15 protein-coding genes are annotated in these 19,078 nt (G+C 43.3%); all 15 read right to left on the reverse strand.

Annotated features, from left to right (window positions below; all coding sequences use genetic code 11):
• Window positions 1–57: 57 nt before the first annotated feature.
• Window positions 58–2,175 carry a polyribonucleotide nucleotidyltransferase gene (gene pnp, locus ASU00_RS10255; RefSeq protein ID WP_057913370.1) on the reverse strand — a complete coding sequence of 706 codons (2,118 nt, stop codon included), beginning with the start codon at window positions 2,173–2,175 and terminating at the stop codon, window positions 58–60.
• Window positions 2,176–2,498: 323 nt separating this feature from the next.
• On the reverse strand, window positions 2,499–2,768 hold the full coding sequence (gene rpsO, locus ASU00_RS10260; protein WP_057913371.1) for a 30S ribosomal protein S15: 270 nt from the start codon (window positions 2,766–2,768) through the stop codon (window positions 2,499–2,501).
• 146 nt (window positions 2,769–2,914) lie between these two features.
• Window positions 2,915–3,865, reverse strand: a complete 951-nt coding sequence (gene ribF, locus ASU00_RS10265; RefSeq protein WP_057913372.1) for a bifunctional riboflavin kinase/FAD synthetase — start codon at window positions 3,863–3,865, stop codon at window positions 2,915–2,917.
• A gap of 33 nt (window positions 3,866–3,898) precedes the next feature.
• Window positions 3,899–4,819: a tRNA pseudouridine(55) synthase TruB gene (truB, locus tag ASU00_RS10270; protein ID WP_057913373.1), complete on the reverse strand. Its 921-nt coding sequence runs from the start codon at window positions 4,817–4,819 to the stop codon at window positions 3,899–3,901.
• Between the two features lie 94 nt (window positions 4,820–4,913).
• Window positions 4,914–5,282, reverse strand: coding sequence for a 30S ribosome-binding factor RbfA (gene rbfA, locus ASU00_RS10275; protein ID WP_057913374.1), 369 nt, complete (start codon window positions 5,280–5,282; stop codon window positions 4,914–4,916).
• Window positions 5,283–5,299: 17 nt separating this feature from the next.
• Entirely contained in the window at window positions 5,300–5,581 is a 282-nt protein-coding gene (locus tag ASU00_RS10280; RefSeq protein ID WP_057913375.1) for a DUF503 domain-containing protein, read from the reverse strand.
• Entirely contained in the window at window positions 5,578–7,734 is a 2,157-nt protein-coding gene (gene infB / locus ASU00_RS10285) for a translation initiation factor IF-2 (RefSeq protein WP_057913376.1), read from the reverse strand. The genes ASU00_RS10280 and infB overlap by 4 nt, the downstream gene beginning before the upstream one ends.
• A gap of 19 nt (window positions 7,735–7,753) precedes the next feature.
• Window positions 7,754–8,056 carry a YlxQ family RNA-binding protein gene (locus ASU00_RS10290; RefSeq protein ID WP_057913377.1) on the reverse strand — a complete coding sequence of 101 codons (303 nt, stop codon included), beginning with the start codon at window positions 8,054–8,056 and terminating at the stop codon, window positions 7,754–7,756.
• Between the two features lie 4 nt (window positions 8,057–8,060).
• Window positions 8,061–8,336, reverse strand: coding sequence for an RNase P modulator RnpM (gene rnpM, locus ASU00_RS10295; protein WP_057913378.1), 276 nt, complete (start codon window positions 8,334–8,336; stop codon window positions 8,061–8,063).
• A gap of 17 nt (window positions 8,337–8,353) precedes the next feature.
• Window positions 8,354–9,484 carry a transcription termination factor NusA gene (nusA, locus tag ASU00_RS10300; protein WP_057913379.1) on the reverse strand — a complete coding sequence of 377 codons (1,131 nt, stop codon included), beginning with the start codon at window positions 9,482–9,484 and terminating at the stop codon, window positions 8,354–8,356.
• A 43-nt stretch (window positions 9,485–9,527) separates the two neighbouring features.
• On the reverse strand, window positions 9,528–9,944 hold the full coding sequence (gene rimP / locus ASU00_RS10305) for a ribosome maturation factor RimP (protein WP_413783516.1): 417 nt from the start codon (window positions 9,942–9,944) through the stop codon (window positions 9,528–9,530).
• A gap of 249 nt (window positions 9,945–10,193) precedes the next feature.
• Window positions 10,194–14,513, reverse strand: coding sequence for a PolC-type DNA polymerase III (locus tag ASU00_RS10310; RefSeq protein WP_057913381.1), 4,320 nt, complete (start codon window positions 14,511–14,513; stop codon window positions 10,194–10,196).
• A gap of 158 nt (window positions 14,514–14,671) precedes the next feature.
• On the reverse strand, window positions 14,672–16,372 hold the full coding sequence (locus tag ASU00_RS10315) for a proline--tRNA ligase (protein WP_057913382.1): 1,701 nt from the start codon (window positions 16,370–16,372) through the stop codon (window positions 14,672–14,674).
• A 251-nt stretch (window positions 16,373–16,623) separates the two neighbouring features.
• Complete coding sequence (rseP, locus tag ASU00_RS10320) at window positions 16,624–17,892, reverse strand: RIP metalloprotease RseP (protein WP_057913383.1); 1,269 nt, start codon at window positions 17,890–17,892, stop codon at window positions 16,624–16,626.
• A 7-nt stretch (window positions 17,893–17,899) separates the two neighbouring features.
• Window positions 17,900–19,060: a 1-deoxy-D-xylulose-5-phosphate reductoisomerase gene (gene dxr / locus ASU00_RS10325; RefSeq protein WP_057913384.1), complete on the reverse strand. Its 1,161-nt coding sequence runs from the start codon at window positions 19,058–19,060 to the stop codon at window positions 17,900–17,902.
• Window positions 19,061–19,078: the final 18 nt, after the last annotated feature.

A 19,078-nucleotide genomic window follows, 5' to 3' on the forward strand; every position in this document is an offset into this window, starting at 1 on the left:
CCATAAAAAAAGCATGCAGATTCACAAGGAATCGCATGCCGGTTTCTAAAATTTCAATTACGATTGAGAAGGATTGGCTGCCTCTTTTTGCTCTTTCAAGACCGCTTTACGGGAAAGGTTGACCCTGCCTTGCTTGTCAATCTCGGTTACTTTCACCAATAGTTCATCTCCAAGTGAAACGACATCTTCCACTTTTCCGACTCTTTCTTCAGCCAGTTCAGAAATATGTACCAAACCGTCTTTACCATTGAAGATTTCAACGAATGCACCGAATTTTTCTATGCGCTTCACTTTACCTAAATAAAGTTCACCCACTACGACTTCACGTACGATATCCTCAATGATTTTTTTCGCTTTTTGAATCATTGGCTCATCTGTTGATGAGATGAACACCGTTCCATCTTGTTCGATGTCGATTTTCACGCCAGTTTCTTCAATGATCTTATTGATATGTTTTCCGCTCGGTCCAATGACATCACGGATTTTATCCGGATTAATGGACATTGTAACGATTTTTGGAGCATATTTGGATAACTGCTCACGCGGTTGATTGATTGTTGAAATCATGGATTCCAAAATATGCATCCGGCCATGTTTCGCTTGAAGCAATGCTTCTTCAAGGATTTCCTTTGAAAGGCCATCAATTTTGATGTCCATTTGCAGGGCAGTGACACCTTTTGAAGTTCCAGCGACTTTAAAGTCCATGTCCCCTAGATGATCTTCCATGCCTTGAATGTCAGTTAAGATCGTATAGTGCTCTCCAGTTTTGACAAGACCCATGGCAATACCTGCAACTGGAGCTTTCAATGGCACACCTGCATCCATCATTGCCAAAGTGCTTGCACAAATACTTGCTTGCGAAGTTGAACCGTTTGATTCAAGTACTTCAGACACAAGCCTGATTGTATAAGGAAAATCTTTGTCATTAGGGATGACTGGTTCCAATGCTCTTTCACCAAGTGCACCATGACCAATTTCCCGGCGGCCAGCGCCACGGATTGGACCCGTTTCACCGACACTGAAATGCGGGAAGTTATAGTGGTGCATGAAACGTTTTGACTCTTCCGTTCCAAGTCCGTCCAAAATCTGTACGTCACCTAGTGCACCTAATGTACAAATCGATAGCGCTTGGGTTTGTCCACGTGTGAACAATCCGGAACCATGCGTACGAGGCAAAATGGTGACTTCTGAAGATAATGGTCTGATTTCGTCAGGATTACGGCCATCTGGACGCACTTTTTCTTCCGTGATTAAACGGCGCACTTCCGATTTGACCAATTTATTCAGGATTTCTTTGATTTGTTTTAGCTTAGCTTCATCTGTTTCTTCTTCATAGATAGCCAACACACGATCTTTTACTTCTTTGATCGCATCCTCACGAGCATGTTTTTCCTGAACTTGCACAGCTTTGTTCAAGTCCGCTTCACAGTGGCCCTTCACTTCAGCTTCTAAGTCGGCATCTACTTTATATAAGGCGATCTTCAATTTCTCTTTGCCGATTTCAGCAACGATTTTTTCCTGGAATGCAATGACCTTCTTGATTTCGTCATGTCCGAACATGATCGCTTCCAGCATCGTTTCTTCAGGTACTTCATTCGCTCCCGCCTCAACCATGTTGATGGCATCTTTAGTACCGGCAACCGTTAAGTTGATATCGCTATCTGCCAGTTGGTCGACATTAGGATTAATAATGAATTCATTATTGATCCTTCCCACAACCACACCAGCAATCGGACCTTCGAATGGAATATCGGAAACTGAAAGAGCTAGGGATGAACCAAGCATCGCTGCCATTTCCGTAGAGCAATCTTGATCGACACTCATGACCATGCTGATGATCTGAACATCATTCCTGAAGCCATCGGCGAATAGCGGACGGATGGGACGGTCTATTAATCGGCTTGCCAGGATCGCCCTTTCACTCGGCCGGCCTTCACGTTTAATGAAGCCGCCTGGAATTTTACCGACTGCATAAAGTCTTTCTTCATAGTTGACTGTCAAAGGGAAGAAGTCGACATTTCTAGGTTCCTTCGAAGCCGTTGCTGTACTCAATACAGCCGTTTCTCCATAACGGACCATTACTGCTCCGTTCGCTTGTTTGGCCAATTGCCCTATTTCCACCGTAACATTACGGCCGGCCCAGTCAAATGAATACGTATGTTTTTCCTGTCCCATTAATTAAACCCCTCTCTGAATCTTCACTTAGAGGCTTAGTTTACCTAAACCTGTATTGGATTAAATCATTTATATGTGAAAGTTACTAAAACTCGAGTAAAAACCAAACTATTCCTATTATGCACGAAAAAAACAAGCATTAACAGCAAAATGAATAAAAATTTCATTCATTTGAATATGTATATCCTGGTCATATATAAACGAAAAAAAGACCCGGCTCACGCCGAGTCCCAAGGACGAAGGCTCAGCCTTAAAATAGAACACGTCCAAATCATTTGATTAACATCAAAAAAGCGGGAAATTTCCCGCCTTCCTGAAAAAAATTATCTACGTAGACCTAATTTGTTAATTAGTGTACGGTAACGAGTAACGTCTTTGTTACGTAGGTAAGTTAAAAGGTTACGACGTTTACCTACCATTTTAAGAAGACCGCGACGTGAATGGTGGTCTTTTTTGTGAGTGCGTAAGTGACCATTCAAGTTGTTGATTTCTTCTGTTAATACTGCGATTTGCACTTCTGGAGATCCAGTGTCAGTGTCGTGAGTTCTGAACTCAGTGATTAGTTCGTTTTTGCGTACTTGTGTAATTGCCATGTTATTATTCCTCCTAAAATTCTGTAAAATCACCTATTACCGAGCCAGCGTCGGAGTCTCGACTAGCCAAGCAATGGTTATTTTCATACATATAATAGAATACATCCATTTCACTAAAATTGCAAGTCCTGTCTTCTACTATCCTATTATGCTTCGAGGTCCGCAAAATAATCGATCGCGTTTTGCTTATCCGCCTCAATCTGGGCCACCAATGCTTCAAGCCCGGAAAACTTCTGCTCACTCCGAAGTCTAATATGCCATTCAATTGAAACCTCGCTGCCATAAATATCTCCCGAGAACTCCAAAGCATGGACCTCCACAGTAGGATATTTAGGTTTTTCCTCATGAAACGTAGGCTTATAACCGACATTGCAGACTCCATGATACCATTTCCCGTTTATGTTAATCCTGACAGCATAAACGCCCGTAGCAGGGAAAATGTAATCATCGCTTACTTCGATATTAGCTGTGGGAAATCCTAGCTTCCTGCCTCGTTTTTCACCGTGAATGACATGACCTTTCGTTATGTAGCGGCGGCCAGCCAAATGATGAAAATCATTGAAATCACCATTACGGAGGGTCTCCCGAATTCTCGTCGAGCTAACCTTTGCATCCTCAAGTGTCTGCTTAGCAACGACGGTTTGTGAGAACCTTCCCTGTGCGTAAACAGGCAGATCTTCCATCGATCCTTGACCATAGCGGCCGTATGAATAATCGAAGCCTGCGACTACGTGGCGGACATTTAACCCAACAATGTAATCGTCAACGAACCGGTCCGGCAATACCGATGCGAACTCCTTGCTGAAATGGACGACGAATAAATAATCTATCTCCATCGACTCTATGATATCCACCTTATCTTCAAGTGGGGTAATATAGCGGATATTTTCCGTTGTCCTCCCCAATACTGCAGAAGGATGCGGATCAAATGTCATGACGGCTGATTTCAGGTTCATTTCTTCTGCTTTTTGCTTGGCTGTTTGTATAACGATCTGATGGCCTTTATGTATCCCATCAAAAAAACCAAGCGCCATTACAAGCTCAGGAAAATCATCCGAATTAAATTGATGAGGATGCTCTATTGCAATCACTTTCACCTTTCAATCTCCTCTTTCCGACGGCAAAACGGTCTATAATTCTTGTGCAAATACTTTTACAGGTTTAATTAATCCTTCTTTTGTCGGATGTACTTGATAAATGGCAATCGCCTTATCGGATGGGTCCACCATCACAAACGGCTCGCCTTTATCGACCGCAACATCCCCTGTTTGTTCCAATACCGCACCGTTGAGTACTTTCTTTGCTACTTTATCACTAATCTTAAATTTGGGCAAATGAAATAATCCCCGCTCCAAAGGCAGTAGAAAATCATCCGTTTGTCCCGTTTCCATGAATGCTTCAACCTCGGCAAACGTAAAGCAGTCCTCAAGCTTGAAGCCAGCCGATTCAATTCTTGTCAAATCTGACATATGTGCAGGTAAGCCCAGTTTTTCACCCATCATGACAGCAAGCGTCCTGATATACGTGCCTTTGCTGCATTTGACGCGAAACCGAAAAGAAATCGTGTCTCCGATGAATTCAGAACGGTCATCGAGAAGGGTAATATCGTAAATGGTGACCTCTCTTGTCGGTCTCTCCACTTCGATACCGGCCCGGGCATATTCATACAATTTCTTCCCGTTCACCTTAACAGCTGAAAACATCGGCGGCGTCTGTTCGATTTTTCCTGTCAAGGATTTCAACACTTCCAAAATCCGTTCACGCGAAATGCTTTCACCAATCGTTTTTTCCTCGACTTTTTCACCGCTTGCATCCTCGGTTGTCGTGGAAAAACCGAGCGTCACTTCCCCTTCATATGCCTTGCCGGCTTCTGTCAAATACTCGGCAATTTTCGTTGCCCTGCCGATACAAATCGGTAAAACACCTGTCACATCAGGATCTAGTGTCCCTGTGTGCCCAACTTTTTTTGTTTTCAATATCTTTCTTAATTTAAATACACAATCATGGGATGTCATTCCCTTTGGTTTCCATAATGGAAGAATGCCGTTCATGGCCGTCACCTCATCATTCATTTTCAAAAAAAAGAGGCCGACTTCAAAAAGTGCAAAGCACTTACCTGAGTCAGCCTCCTTTTTTACTGCTTGCTTATTCTTCGTTTTTTTCAGCCGGTTTATCTTCTGAATTGATTTGGGAAATCAAAGACTCGATGCGATTGCCATAATCGACCGATTCATCAAATTCAAAAAACAGTTCAGGGGTTTTGCGCAGGCGAATTCTTTGCCCGATTTCTGAACGCATGAATCCTTTGGCCTTTGCTAACCCTTGCAAGGTTTTTTCCCGTTGCTCCTGGTCGCCCAGAACGGAAATGTAAACTGTTGCCTGCTGTAGATCTCCTGTAACAGCAACATCCGTCACTGTTACAAATCCGATCCTCGGGTCTTTTATTTTACGGCCGATAATTTCACTCAGCTCTTTTTTCATTTGTTCGCCAACACGATTTGAACGAAGGCTCATAATATCACCTCGATAGCCTAAAGCCAGTCTATATCTGTTATTGTTCGCTCTAGTTCCGGAAAAGAATCTAGAAATTTCAGGGCATTTTGCAGTTCCCTCTCGGTAGCCTTCCTTGAGGATGTTACGGTTACGATCGTGATCTTTGTCCGCTGCCATAAATCCTGAAAATCGGTTTCGGCCACCGATATATTGAACTTTTGCTTAAGCCGTGTCATGACACGCTGCAACACGGCTCGTTTTTCTTTCAATGAATGGGTGTCATGGATGATGCATTCACATTGGACAGAGCCAACGATCATTTACGCTCGATCTCTTCCATCACATATGCTTCAATTACATCGCCTTCTTTAAGGTCGTTGTAATTTTTAATGGTGATACCGCACTCATAGTTCGTTGCCACTTCTTTAACGTCATCTTTAAAACGTTTCAATGCATCAATTTCACCTTCGAAAATGACGACACCTTGACGAATTAAGCGGATTCCGCTATCACGTGTGATTTTTCCTTCAGTAACATAAGAACCGGCAATCGTGCCGACCTTGGATACTTTGAACGTCGTACGAACTTCAGCTTGACCGATGATTTTTTCTTCGAATTCTGGGTCAAGCATCCCTTTCATAGCCGACTCGATCTCTTCGATCGCTTTATAGATGATGCGGTGAAGACGGACATCGACATTTTCCGATTCAGCTGCACGCTTCGCATTCACGTCAGGACGGACGTTAAATCCGATGACGATCGCGTTGGAAGCTGTGGCAAGGATGATATCAGACTCTGTGATGGCTCCGACGCCAGTGTGGATGATCTTCACTTTAGCGCCTTCCACTTCTATTTTATTCAGGGAGGCTGCAACTGCTTCCGCAGAACCTTGAACATCCGCTTTCAAGATGATGTTCAATTCTTTAATTTCCCCTTCTTTCATTTGCTCGAACAATGTATCTAAAGTTACACGGGATTTTTCATTACGTTGTGAAGCCAACTGTCTTTGCGCACGAACTTCCCCAACTTGACGGGCCGTTTTCTCATCTTCAAAGACGATGAACCGGTCGCCAGCTTGTGGAACTTCGTTCAATCCAGTGATTTCAACCGGTGTGGACGGACCTGCATCCTTCACACGGCGGCCAAGATCGTTAACCATTGCACGCACGCGTCCGAATGTATTACCGATAACGATTGGATCTCCGATTTTCAACGTACCGTTTTGAACAAGCAATGTCGCAACCGATCCGCGTCCTTTATCCAAGCGTGCTTCGATGACCGTACCGTTTGCTTTACGAGTTGGATTCGCTTTATACTCCTCCACTTCACTTACAAGTAGGATCATTTCAAGCAAGCTGTCGATGCCCTCACCGTTTTTAGCTGAGATAGGTACGAAAATTGTATCTCCGCCCCATGCTTCCGAAACTAAACCGTGCTCCGTCAATTCTTGCATAACGCGGTCTGGGTTCGCTCCTTCTTTATCCATCTTATTAACAGCGACGATGATCGGAACTTCAGCCGCTTTCGCATGGTTGATCGCTTCAACCGTTTGAGGCATAACGCCATCATCCGCCGCGACCACCAAGATCGTAATATCAGTAACTTGAGCACCACGGGCACGCATTGTTGTAAACGCAGCATGTCCTGGAGTATCTAGGAACGTGATTTTCTTATCGTTTACCGCGACTTGATAGGCACCGATATGCTGCGTGATTCCGCCTGCTTCGCCTTCTGTTACTTTAGTGTGACGAATCGAATCAAGCAATGTCGTTTTACCATGGTCAACGTGGCCCATGATCGTTACGACTGCCGGACGTTCAATCAAATCTTCTGAAGCATCTTCCGTCACCAATGACTCAAGATCGGTTAAGTCGACACGGATTTCCTCTTCAGCCACTACACCGTACTCCGTACAAATCAATTCAATCGCATCTTTATCCAGTGTTTGGTTAATGGTAGCCATCACACCAAGCATGAAGAGCTTTTTGATGATTTCAGAAGGTTCACGGTGAAGTTTTTTTCCAAGTTCCATAACAGTCAAAGACTCATAAAACGTAATTTTCTCTGGCAGTTCTCTTTCTTTACGTTTTGTAACAGGAGCCGCAGGCGCTTGTTGTCTTTGTTTGTTATTTTTATTCTTGTTATTTCGGCCCCGGTTAAACTGGCCTGTCGGTTTTTTCGTACCTACAGGTTTAACTGGTGGCTTTTTCTTTAACTTTTCTTTATTTACTGTGCTTTTCTCATCTGCTTCCGCTTCGTATTTTGCAACGGTAGCGTTAGCTTTCGGTTCAGCAGCTTGGTTTTTATCTTCGGTTTTAGGTTTAATTGAATCGTTTAATTTGTTTACAGTTGAATCGTCTAATGCTGTCATATGGTTTGTTACCTCTATATTCATTTCTTTAAGTTTATTTATTACATCCTTGCTTGAAACGTTCTTCTGTTTTGCATATTCATATACACGCAATTTTGTCATACGTTCACCCCCGTAAAATTTAATCGAGCAGCGTTCGGAGTTTTTGTGCAAAACCTTCATCCAGAACTGCGACGGCAACTCTAGCATCCTTGCCTATCGCATGGCCGAGCATGGACCTGCTTTCGACTCTTTTTAAAGGAACCTGATAAAATGCGCACTTATCAGATATTTTTTTTTCAGTGTTTTTTGAAGCGTCCGCGGATAAAATAACAACTTTGGCATTACCGCTTCTAATCTCTTTAACCACTAATTCTTCACCCGAAATTAGCTTGCGTGCTCGATTGGCCAAACCTAATAGAGACATCCATTGTTGTTGGGTCATGGTGTTAGTTTTTCTCCTTATTCACTAATTCAAGCAATTGTTCATAAAGGGAAGAATCGATTTGGGTACTAAGGTGATTAGCCAGCACGTTTTTCTTTTTGGCCAGCTCGATAATATCCCGATCAAGAGTCAAATAAGCTCCCCTTCCCGATTTCTTTCCGGTCGGATCAAGGCTGACTTCCCCTTCTTTAGATCGAACGATGCGAATGAGTTCTTTTTTCGGCTTCATTTCGCCAGTGGCCACACATTTACGCATCGGGATTTTTTTTCGGCTATTCATCTTTTTTCACCTCTGGATTACTCGTTATCCTCTTCGAAATCTGTATCCTCTTCATTAACATAACTATCTCTGCTCAAAAGGAATTCCTGTTCTTCCACTGGATAAATACCAGCCTCGCGAGCTTCTGTTTCACTCTTGATATCAATTTTCCAACCAGTAAGTTTGGCAGCCAAACGGGCATTTTGCCCACGCTTACCAATTGCAAGGGATAGTTGATAATCAGGCACGATAACAGTCGTCGCTTTTTCTTCTTCCTTCACGATGACTTCAAGGACTTTTGAAGGACTTAGAGCATTCGCAACGAAAATGACCGGATTCTCCGACCATTTTACGATATCGATTTTTTCACCTTTCAATTCATTGACGATGGCCTGAACACGTTGTCCTTTTTGGCCTACACAGGAACCGACAGGATCGACCTCTTCATTATCGGAATGAACGGAGATTTTCGAACGGTCGCCTGCTTCACGGGCAACTGACTTAATTTCGACCGTTCCATCGAAAATTTCAGGCACTTCGATTTCGAATAAACGCTTTAAAAGTCCAGGATGTGATCGGGATACAAAAATTTGCGGGCCCTTCGACGTCTTTTCAACTTTCGTGATGAAAACTTTAATGCGATCATGAGGTTTATATTGTTCATTCGGCATTTGCTCATTCACGGGAAGCAAAGCTTCGATTTTTCCTAGGCTTACATAGATGAAGCGAGAATCCTGGCGTTGAACGATGCCAGTCATGATATCTTCCTCGCGATCGATGAATTCGGCATAAATGATGCCTCGTTCTGCTTCACGCACCCTTTGAGTAACGACTTGTTTGGCAGTTTGTGCAGCAATCCGGCCGAAATCCTTCGGCGTAACTTCCATTTCGACGACGTCCTCTAACTGATAGTTGGGATCAATTGCTCTTGCTTCTTCAACAGAAATTTCCAGACGTGAATCAAAAACCTCATCAACAACGTCTTTTCTGGCAAATACACGCATCGTTCCTTTACCAAGATTCAAGTCAATACGTACATTTTGAGCTTGGTTAAAGTTACGGCGGTATGCCGATATAAGAGCGGCTTCAATCGCATCGATCAAAACTTCCCTGGAAATTCCTTTTTCGTTTTCTAAAATATAGAGAGCATCCAATAACTCATTGCCCATGGTGATCCCCCTTACGGATATTTAATTAATGATTTTGCTTGACTTAAGAGAAGGTAATCGCCAATCTTGCTTTGGCTACCTTTTCGAATGGTATGACGATCGTTTTCTTTCTTGTCTTGATCCTGACTTCCAGCGACACTTCTTTACCATCGTAACTGGTTAAGATTCCTTCGAATTCTTTTTCATCTAAAATGGGCTCATATGTTTTTATGTAAACATTTTTACCGATAGCATTAAGGAAATCCTTCTCTTTTTTCAGAGGCCTTTCAGCTCCGGGTGATGAAACTTCGAGAAAATAATTTTGTGGAATCGGATCAACCTCATCAAGCTTTTCACTGAGTTTTTCACTCACATTTCCGCAATCTTCAATATCTACGCCTGTTTCTTTATCAATGTATACTCGAAGGAACCAGCTTTTACCTTCCTTCACATACTCCACTTCAACTAATTCAAGCTCCAATTCCTCAAGAACTGGTAATGCTAATTCTTCTACAACTTCCGTTACCTTTTTACTCATTTGTTTCCTCCATACGTGCGTTGTATGCGCTTGGTTTCGGATTCAAAATAAATGGTCAATACAACACGAAAGAGTGGGTTTCCCCACTCTTGCCATTGGTTCCTCTTAGTATTTCCAATAAAAATATACCATAATCAAGATATTTATGCAAATATCATGTCTGTTTCTTCCTTTTTGAAATCCGTTGCCTGTTTAAAATAAGGATAATTGATTTTGTTCAGGCAATGACTCCAGGCATCCCTGTTTATCAAGGTATTCAAGAATGGTCTTGGAAACTTTTCCACGTTGTTGCAGGTCTTCCTTCGAGAGGAATTCACCATTCTTGCGTGCGTTCACGATATTGATCGCCGCATTCGTCCCAAGACCAGGAATCGAATTGAAAGGCGGTATCAACGTGTTTCCTTCAATTAAGAATTGGTCGGCACTGGATTTGTACAAATCCACTTTAGCAAATGCATATCCGCGTTCACACATTTCCAAAGCCAGTTCAAGAACAGTCAACGTATTCTTTTCCTTTGTGGATGCATCCAATCCCTTTACCATGATTTCTTCCATTTTCCCTTTGATCGCTTGAGATCCTCTAGTCATGGCGTCGATTTCGAAATCATCGGCACGTACTGTAAAATAGGCTGCATAATATAGTAAAGGCAGATGCACTTTAAAATAGGCAATCCGGACAGCCATTAAAACGTAAGCTGCAGCATGGGCTTTAGGGAACATATATTTGATCTTCTTACATGAATCGATATACCATTCCGGCACCTCATTTTTACGCATTTCCTCTTCGAATTCCTCAGATAACCCTTTACCTTTACGAACAGATTCCATAATTTTGAACGCAAGGGAAGGATCAAGGCCTTGATAGATCAGATAAACCATTATATCATCGCGGCAGCCAATAACCTCACTTAATGTACATATCCGATTGTGAATCAATTCCTGGGCGTTACTCAACCATACATCCGTACCATGAGATAATCCTGAAATCTGGACAAGCTCGGAAAAGGTTGTAGGTTTCGTATCTTCGAGCATCTGCCGAACGAAACGCGTCCCGAATTCGGGAATGCCGAGCGTACCCGTTTTACACATGATCTGATCTTCAGTCACTCCTAATGATTCAGTGCTGCTGAAAATTTTCATCACTTCCGGATCATCTGTAGGTACAGTCTTTGGATCGATGCCGCTCAAATCTTGAAGCATGCGGATTACAGTTGGATCATCGTGACCAAGAATATCAAGTTTCAAAATATTATCGTGTATGGAATGGAAATCGAAGTGAGTCGTTTTCCACTCGGAGTTCCGGTCATCCGCCGGGAACTGAATAGGTGTGAAATCATAAATATCCATGTAATCGGGAACAACGATAATTCCGCCGGGATGCTGTCCTGTTGTCCTTTTCACACCAGTACAGCCGGCAACAAGACGATCCGTCTCAGCACCGCGCATGTGGATATTATTATCAGCGGAATAGCCTTTTACATACCCATATGCCGTTTTTTCTGCGACCGTACCGATCGTTCCCGCACGATACACATATTCTTCACCGAATAAGGCCTTCGTATAGTTATGGGCCTTAGGCTGATATTCACCGGAGAAGTTCAAGTCGATATCGGGAACCTTATCTCCTTTAAATCCCAGGAACGTTTCAAACGGAATATCATGGCCGTCTTTTGTATAGGAAATGCCGCAGTCAGGACAGTCTTTATCTGGCAGGTCAAACCCTGAACCTACAGAACCGTCATTGAAGAATTCCGATTTCTTGCATGTAGGACATACATAATGCGGTGGAAGTGGGTTTACCTCTGTAATTTCGGTCATCGTAGCCACGAAGGATGATCCGACCGACCCCCTTGAGCCAACAAGATACCCATCATTCAACGATTTTTTAACTAGTTTGTGAGAGATTAAGTAGATGACGGCAAAACCATGGCCAATGATGCTTTTCAATTCTTTTTCAAGACGGGCTTCCACGATTTCCGGCAGGTTGTCGCCATATATTTTCCTTGCCATGCCATAACTCATCTCACGCATTTCTTCTTCTGCACCTTCAATTTTCGGTGTATATAACTCATCCTTGATTGGCTTGATATCTTCAATCATATCAGCGATTTTATTCGTGTTCGTCACTACGACCTCCTTGGCTTTCTCGGAACCAAGGAAGGAGAATTCGCGCAGCATTTCATCCGTTGTGCGAAAGTGGACGTCCGGCAGCTTATGCCGATTCAACGGGTTTGCGCCACCCTGTGAATTCACAAGGATTTTACGGTAAATTTTATCATTGGGGTCCAAGTAATGTACGTTCCCCGTGGCCACGACTGGCTTATCCAGTTTTTCACCAAGCTTGACGATATTGGAGATGATCGTTTCTAACGATTTATCATCCCGGACATATTCCATTTCAATCAGATGCTGATATACTTCCTTCGGATGGATTTCAAGATAATCGTAAAATTCGGCGATATCGACGACTTCCTCAAAACCCTTCTGCATCATTCCTTCAAAAACTTCCCCTTTATCGCATCCCGAACCGACCAAAATACCTTCACGATACTTTTTAAGTTGTGAGCGCGGCAACCGGGGCACACGATAATAATAATCGATATGCGATATTGAAATTAGTTTAAAAAGGTTTTTTAAACCAGCCTGTGTTTGCGCGATCAACGTACAATGGGAAGGACGGGAACGTTGATAGGCATTTCCTTTTCCCATATTGTCATTAAGTTGATCATGATGGGTAATCTCTTTTGCCATGGCGTCTTTTAGCATCTTCAACATAAGGTACCCGGTAGCCTCGGCATCATAAATGGCCCTGTGATGCTGGGTCAAATCAATATCGAACTTTTTACACAATGTATTTAAGCGATGATTCTTAAACTCCGGATATAAGAAGCGGGCAAGTTCCAATGTATCGAGTACAGGGTTGGAAGCTTTAGCATATCCGATATTTTTATATCCGATATTCAAAAAGCCCATATCAAAAGCTGCGTTGTGGGCAACCAGAATTGCATCTCCTGCCCATGCCTTGAACTTTTCCAATACTTCCGAGACTTCAGGAGCATTTTCCACAAGATCATCGGTAATTCCCGTCAAGTCAATTGTCGTATTGGATAACGGATGATGCGGATTGGCAAATGATTCGAAACGATCGATGATATCGCCGTCATGAATTTTCACAGCAGCAAATTCAATGATCGTATCATAAACGGCTGACAGTCCTGTCGTCTCGACGTCAAACACGACATAGGTGGCATCAGCCAAAGATATATGCGCCTCATTATAGACGATCGGCACACCATCATTCACTAGGTTCACTTCGACACCATAAAGGATTTTGATGCCATTCTTTTTTCCTGCACTGTAAGCTTCAGGGAATGATTGTGCACCTGCATGATCCGTAATGGCAACTGCCTTATGTCCCCACTTCGCAGCCTGGGCTACAAGTGCGGCAGTAGGTGTTACTGCATCCATCTGACTCATCGGTGTGTGCATATGAAGTTCGACTCGTTTTTCCCCTTCAGGTGCCTTATCCTGGCGACCTTGCTTGGAAATTTCATTGATATCATTTGCAATCATCACTAGGTCACGTACGAATGTATCGTTTTGGATGCTTCCTTGTGCTCGTACCCACATCCCCTTCTTCACACGGGCCAGTATGGCAGCATCCTCTTTATCACGCGAAAACATTTTCACCAAGATCGAGCTCGTATAATCGGTTACTTTAAAGGTCAGCAGACTGCGCCCGCTGCGAAGTTCACGCACCTCTGCATCAAAGACGAAGCCTTCAATCGCGATCCTGCGCTCTTCATCGATAATTTGTTCGATCCTGCGGAAATCTGCATCTTCTTTAATCGTATAGCCAATTTTAACGGGGCCGTCGTAGGCGCCATCATCGCTGCCTTTTTCCGATTCCTTCTTCTGCATTTCCACTAGGGCTGCCAGTCCCTTTTCCGCGTCTTCTTTTTGTTTCTCTTCCAAGAACTTCTGGTAATCAGGATTCGAGACCGCTTCCTTCACTTCCGCCTCCAGCGTCAGTGGAGGAAAACCGAATGTTTGGTAGATATTCGAGATGATTCCAGCGTACTTTCTTTTCAACTGCCCTGCCTCAGTATCATTTCTGGCACTTACAATCAGTTTATATCCATTCACTGTCGGCACTTGTTCGTTCAAAAGTGACAAAAGGGCTGGAGACATGCCTTCTAACTCTCCGATGCAGTTCTTCCAATACTCTTTCACCAACTGTTCGGTCACTTGCGGATTGGCGACATTCAAAGTGAAGGTCACTTTGGCAATATGGGAAAACGTGCTCGCTAAATGTGTGGCAAGTCTTGTATGAACACTGCAAGGTATTAATGCAGGTATATTAAAGGCAAAATGCCATGTTTTGGACTCCCTCTCAATCGAGAGCTTATCAATTTCGGCACCTATGAAAAAATTCACAAAGGCATCCTCAATCAAGCCCAATTGCTGGAGCAAGAGTTGAAATCTCTCTCTACCGCTATGATTTTGATCCATTTCGTCTCTCCCCTATCTACTATCTCTTAAGATATTTTTCATTTCCTTGTTGATATCAGAGGCTATTATATCATATCACGAAGCATTCACTACTATCCTTATGCATGAAAAGGAAAGACATCATCCAATAGAATGATGCCCGATTTCCCCTTTTAAATTTATCCAAGTATTTCTTGAAGCTTTTGCGTCAGTTCAGTTTTTTCAACTTCAAGTACCTCACCCGTTTTACGGACTTTCACTTCGACAATCCCCTCGGATGCCTTTTTACCGACCGTCACCCTCACAGGGAGCCCGATCAAGTCAGAGTCGGCAAATTTCACCCCTGCACGTTCTTGACGATCGTCCATCAGAACATCCATGCCTTTGGCCTTAAGATCAAAATACAAATCCTCTGCAAGGGCAGTTTGTGCCTCATCCTTCACATTGATTGGAATCAAATGGACTTGGTACGGCGCTAGGTTCGCTGGCCAAACCAACCCTTTTTCATCGTTGAACTGCTCAGCTACGGCGGCAAGTGTGCGGGAAACGCCAATTCCGTAACAGCCCATGATCATTGGCTGTGAACGCCCGTTCTCATCAAGGAATGTCGCATTCATCGCTTCGGAATATTTAGTTCCAAGCTTGAATACGTGGCCTACCTCAATTCCTTTGGCAAATTTAATGATCCCTTCTCCGTCCGGTGATGGGTCACCCGCTTGAATGAAGCGAAGATCGATATAATTGCTCACGTTAAAATCGCGATCCGCGTTCACGTTCACATAATGATGATCTTCGTCATTTGCTCCACAGATACCATTCACCATTGCTTCGATGGCAACATCAGCGATTACTTCCACTTCAGAAGCGACATTGATTGGTCCAAGCGAACCTACTGCACAACCCAAGACTTCTTTCGTCTCGTTAGGGTCGGCTAATTCAACGACTGAAGCGTTATAGAAATTCTTCAGTTTGATGTCATTGACGTCATGGTCGCCGCGCACCAATACTAGCACATGCTTTTCATCCACTTTGAACAATAATGATTTGATTAATTTATCTGTTTTCGCATTCAAGAATGAAGCTACTTCTTCTATCGATTTTTGACCAGGAGTATGAATTTTTTCCAGTTCACTTTTTTCCTCTGAGCTTTGTTTATATTTCACACTTACCGGTGCCATTTCAATATTGGCTGCATAATCGGAAGTATCCGAATACGCGATCGTATCCTCGCCAATTTCCGATAGGACCATGAATTCATGGGTATCCTTCCCACCCATCGCCCCAGAATCGGCTATGACGGCACGGAAATCAAGACCGCAACGGCTAAATATATTAGAATACGCTGCATATATTTTTGTATAAACGGCATCAAGGCTTTCTTGATTGGCATGGAAAGAATAAGCATCCTTCATGATGAATTCACGTCCGCGCAACAACCCGAAACGAGGTCTTTTTTCATCTCGGAATTTCGTTTGGATTTGGTAAACCGCCAATGGAAGGCGTTTGTAAGATTTGACCTCATCACGAACCAAGCTCGTTATCACTTCTTCGTGTGTCGCACCAAGTACAAAATCACGGTTGTTACGGTCCTTAAGGCGCATCAATTCCGGGCCATACGTATACCAGCGTCCTGATTCCTGCCAGAGTTCGGCTTGTTGTAAAGCCGGCATCAATAGTTCGACAGCGCCAGCATTCTCCATCTCTTCCCGAACAATCGCTTCTACCTTTTGGAGCACTTTTTTTCCAAGCGGCATGAAACTGTAAACCCCGCTGGAGTTTTGTCTCATAAATCCTGCACGCAATAACAGCTGATGGCTTTTGATTTCAGCATCTGCAGGCACTTCTCTTAATGTAGGGATCAACGTCATACTTTGTTTCATATCTGCACCTCTTCAATAATTCCTTAAAATTAATCCATGGCCATAGTAAACTCATACCATGGTATCATCGGGTCAAATCACTAAAAAATCCTCGGTTCTTTTCTTTAAAGCTTATTTACTATTCTCATTCTCGATTATACTGACGATTTCGCTAGAAAACAAACTATTTCCCTAAAACAGCTAAAAAACTATGAGATAAGAAACAGCCAACAGAAAAATCTGCTGGCTGTTTTACTTTATCCATTCGGGGCTTACAAGAAGAACCGCTGGATGTCATTCCATGTTACGACGATCATCAATAGCATCAACAGCGCGAAGCCGATGAAGTGAACCATTCCTTCTTTTTGCCGGTCGATCGGTTTTCCTCTTAAGAATTCGACGACAAAGAATAACAGTCTGCCTCCATCCAAAGCTGGTAGTGGCAGCAGGTTCATGATTCCAAGGTTAATGCTGAGCAATCCTGCCCATTTCATTAATGTGAAGATACCTTGCTTCGCCACTTCTTCAGTCGATTTGTAGATTCCGACAGGACCAGATAGGCTGTCAATCGTAAACCCACCCGTTACAAGGTCGCCAAGAATGATGAAAATCTGCTTTGTCCAGAAATACGTTTCCGTAAAACCGTATTGGATTGCTTTAATTGGCGCTTTTTCAACAGGAGGATAAACACCGATAATCCCGATTTTCTTGCCTTCTCTTTCCACTTCTTGAGGAACGACTGGTACTTCAAATGTTTTTCCGTCCCGATCAACGACAAACTCAATCTCCTGCCCAGGGTGCTTTTGGATGCTTTCCTGAACATCTGCCCATGAGGAGACTTCGTTACCTTCAATGGATTGAATGATATCCCCGGACTTAAGCCCGGCATTTACCGCCGATCCTTCCGGAGTCAGTTCACCAAGCTTCGCTTCATCAACGACGACTCCTTGGAATAAACCGATCAAGACAAAAATGACAAACGCCAAGACAAAGTTCATTGCGGGTCCAGCTAAAATCGTAATGAAGCGATGGCCGAGCGACTTCGAGGCAAACTGCCTCTCGTATGGAGCAATCTGGTTTTCGACACCATTTTCAACGATTACCGCTTCTTTATGAATGGCAAACGTCTTTAATGTATCTTCTTCACCCTCCTCATAACCAGTAAGGATAAGTTTATGATCAAGGTCGATCACTTCGACCTCCACAAGACGAATATCTGGATATTTGTCTTTGTTGTTCATAATGATCTTTGTAACATTCTCTTCGTGATCAAACATTAATCCGACACGATAGCCGGGCTTCAGTTCAATATTTTCTGCGTCCTCCCCAGCCATGCGCACATAACCGCCCAGCGGGAGCAATCGAATCGTATAAACGGTTTCCTTCTTTTTGTACGTGAATACTTTGGGCCCGAAACCGATCGCGAACTCACGGCATAAAATTCCGGCCCGCTTCGCGAACACTAAATGTCCAAGCTCATGGAAAAATACAAGAGCGCCAAAAATGATGATGAACGCAATAATCGTTTCTAAAGTCTGCATGTTCCAATCACCTATCTTTCACTATAGATTCTATATACTGCCTTGTCTTATTATCGACTTCAGAAATCGTTTCCAGATCTGGAAGAGCTATGACCGAATGCTGATCCAGCGCTTTTTCAATCAGCGTCTCAATTTCAAGGAAAGATACCTTTCCGGATAAAAATGCAGCAACAGCCGCTTCATTGGCTGCATTCAACACGGTTGTCATCGTTCCGCCAATTTTACCTGCATTATAGGCGAATTGCAAACAAGGATATCTAGTGAAATCCATATCACTAAAATGCAGTTTTCCAGCTTCGGCCAAGTTCAGGCGTTTGCGCCCAGCAAGTGGTATCCTGTCTGGATAAGTAAGGGCATATTGAATCGGTACCCGCATATCTGGTGATCCCAATTGGGCAATCACGCTGGAGTCATGAAATTCAACCATGGAATGGATGATGCTCTCCTTATGTAACAATACATCAATTTTATCGTAAGGAAGATCGAATAGCCAGTGCGCCTCAATCACTTCCAACCCTTTATTCATCATGGAGGCTGAATCAATCGTGATTTTCGCTCCCATCGACCAGTTCGGATGGTTTAACGCCTCTTCCACCGTTACCCCTTTCAATTCTTCCCTCGTTCGATTGCGAAAGCTGCCGCCTGAAGCAGTAATGACCAGACGTTCAATGTTTTTATCGTTTTCCCCCTGCAAGGCTTGAAAAATTGCCGAATGCTCACTATCTACAGGGAGTAATCTTACTCCCGCTTTTTTCGCTTCACTTATGATTAAATGACCAGCCGTAACCAAAGTCTCCTTGTTGGCGATAGCAATATCTTTTTTAGCCTTGATTGCTTGGAGCGTCGGATAGAGACCTACGCTTCCTATGACGGCATTGACCAATATCGTCGCTTGATCGTATACAGCAACTGCAGTCAATCCCTCATCCCCATACATGAACTCAATATCTTTACGGCTGAAGAATTCATTTTTCAAAACTTGATAATCTTCTTCCGTCTGGACTGAAACCAGTTTCGGTTTAAACTCTTCTATATAAGCCCTCACCAATTCTATATTCTTTCCAGCAGAAAGCGCCACGATTTTGAATTGCTCAGGATGGGACCTCACCACATCCGCTGTTTGCTGACCAATCGAACCTGTTGCCCCCAAAAGGCTGATATTTTTCAAATTGTTCATCTCCTAATT

Source organism: Peribacillus muralis, assembly GCF_001439925.1.
Lineage (GTDB): Bacteria > Bacillota > Bacilli > Bacillales > DSM-1321 > Peribacillus > Peribacillus muralis.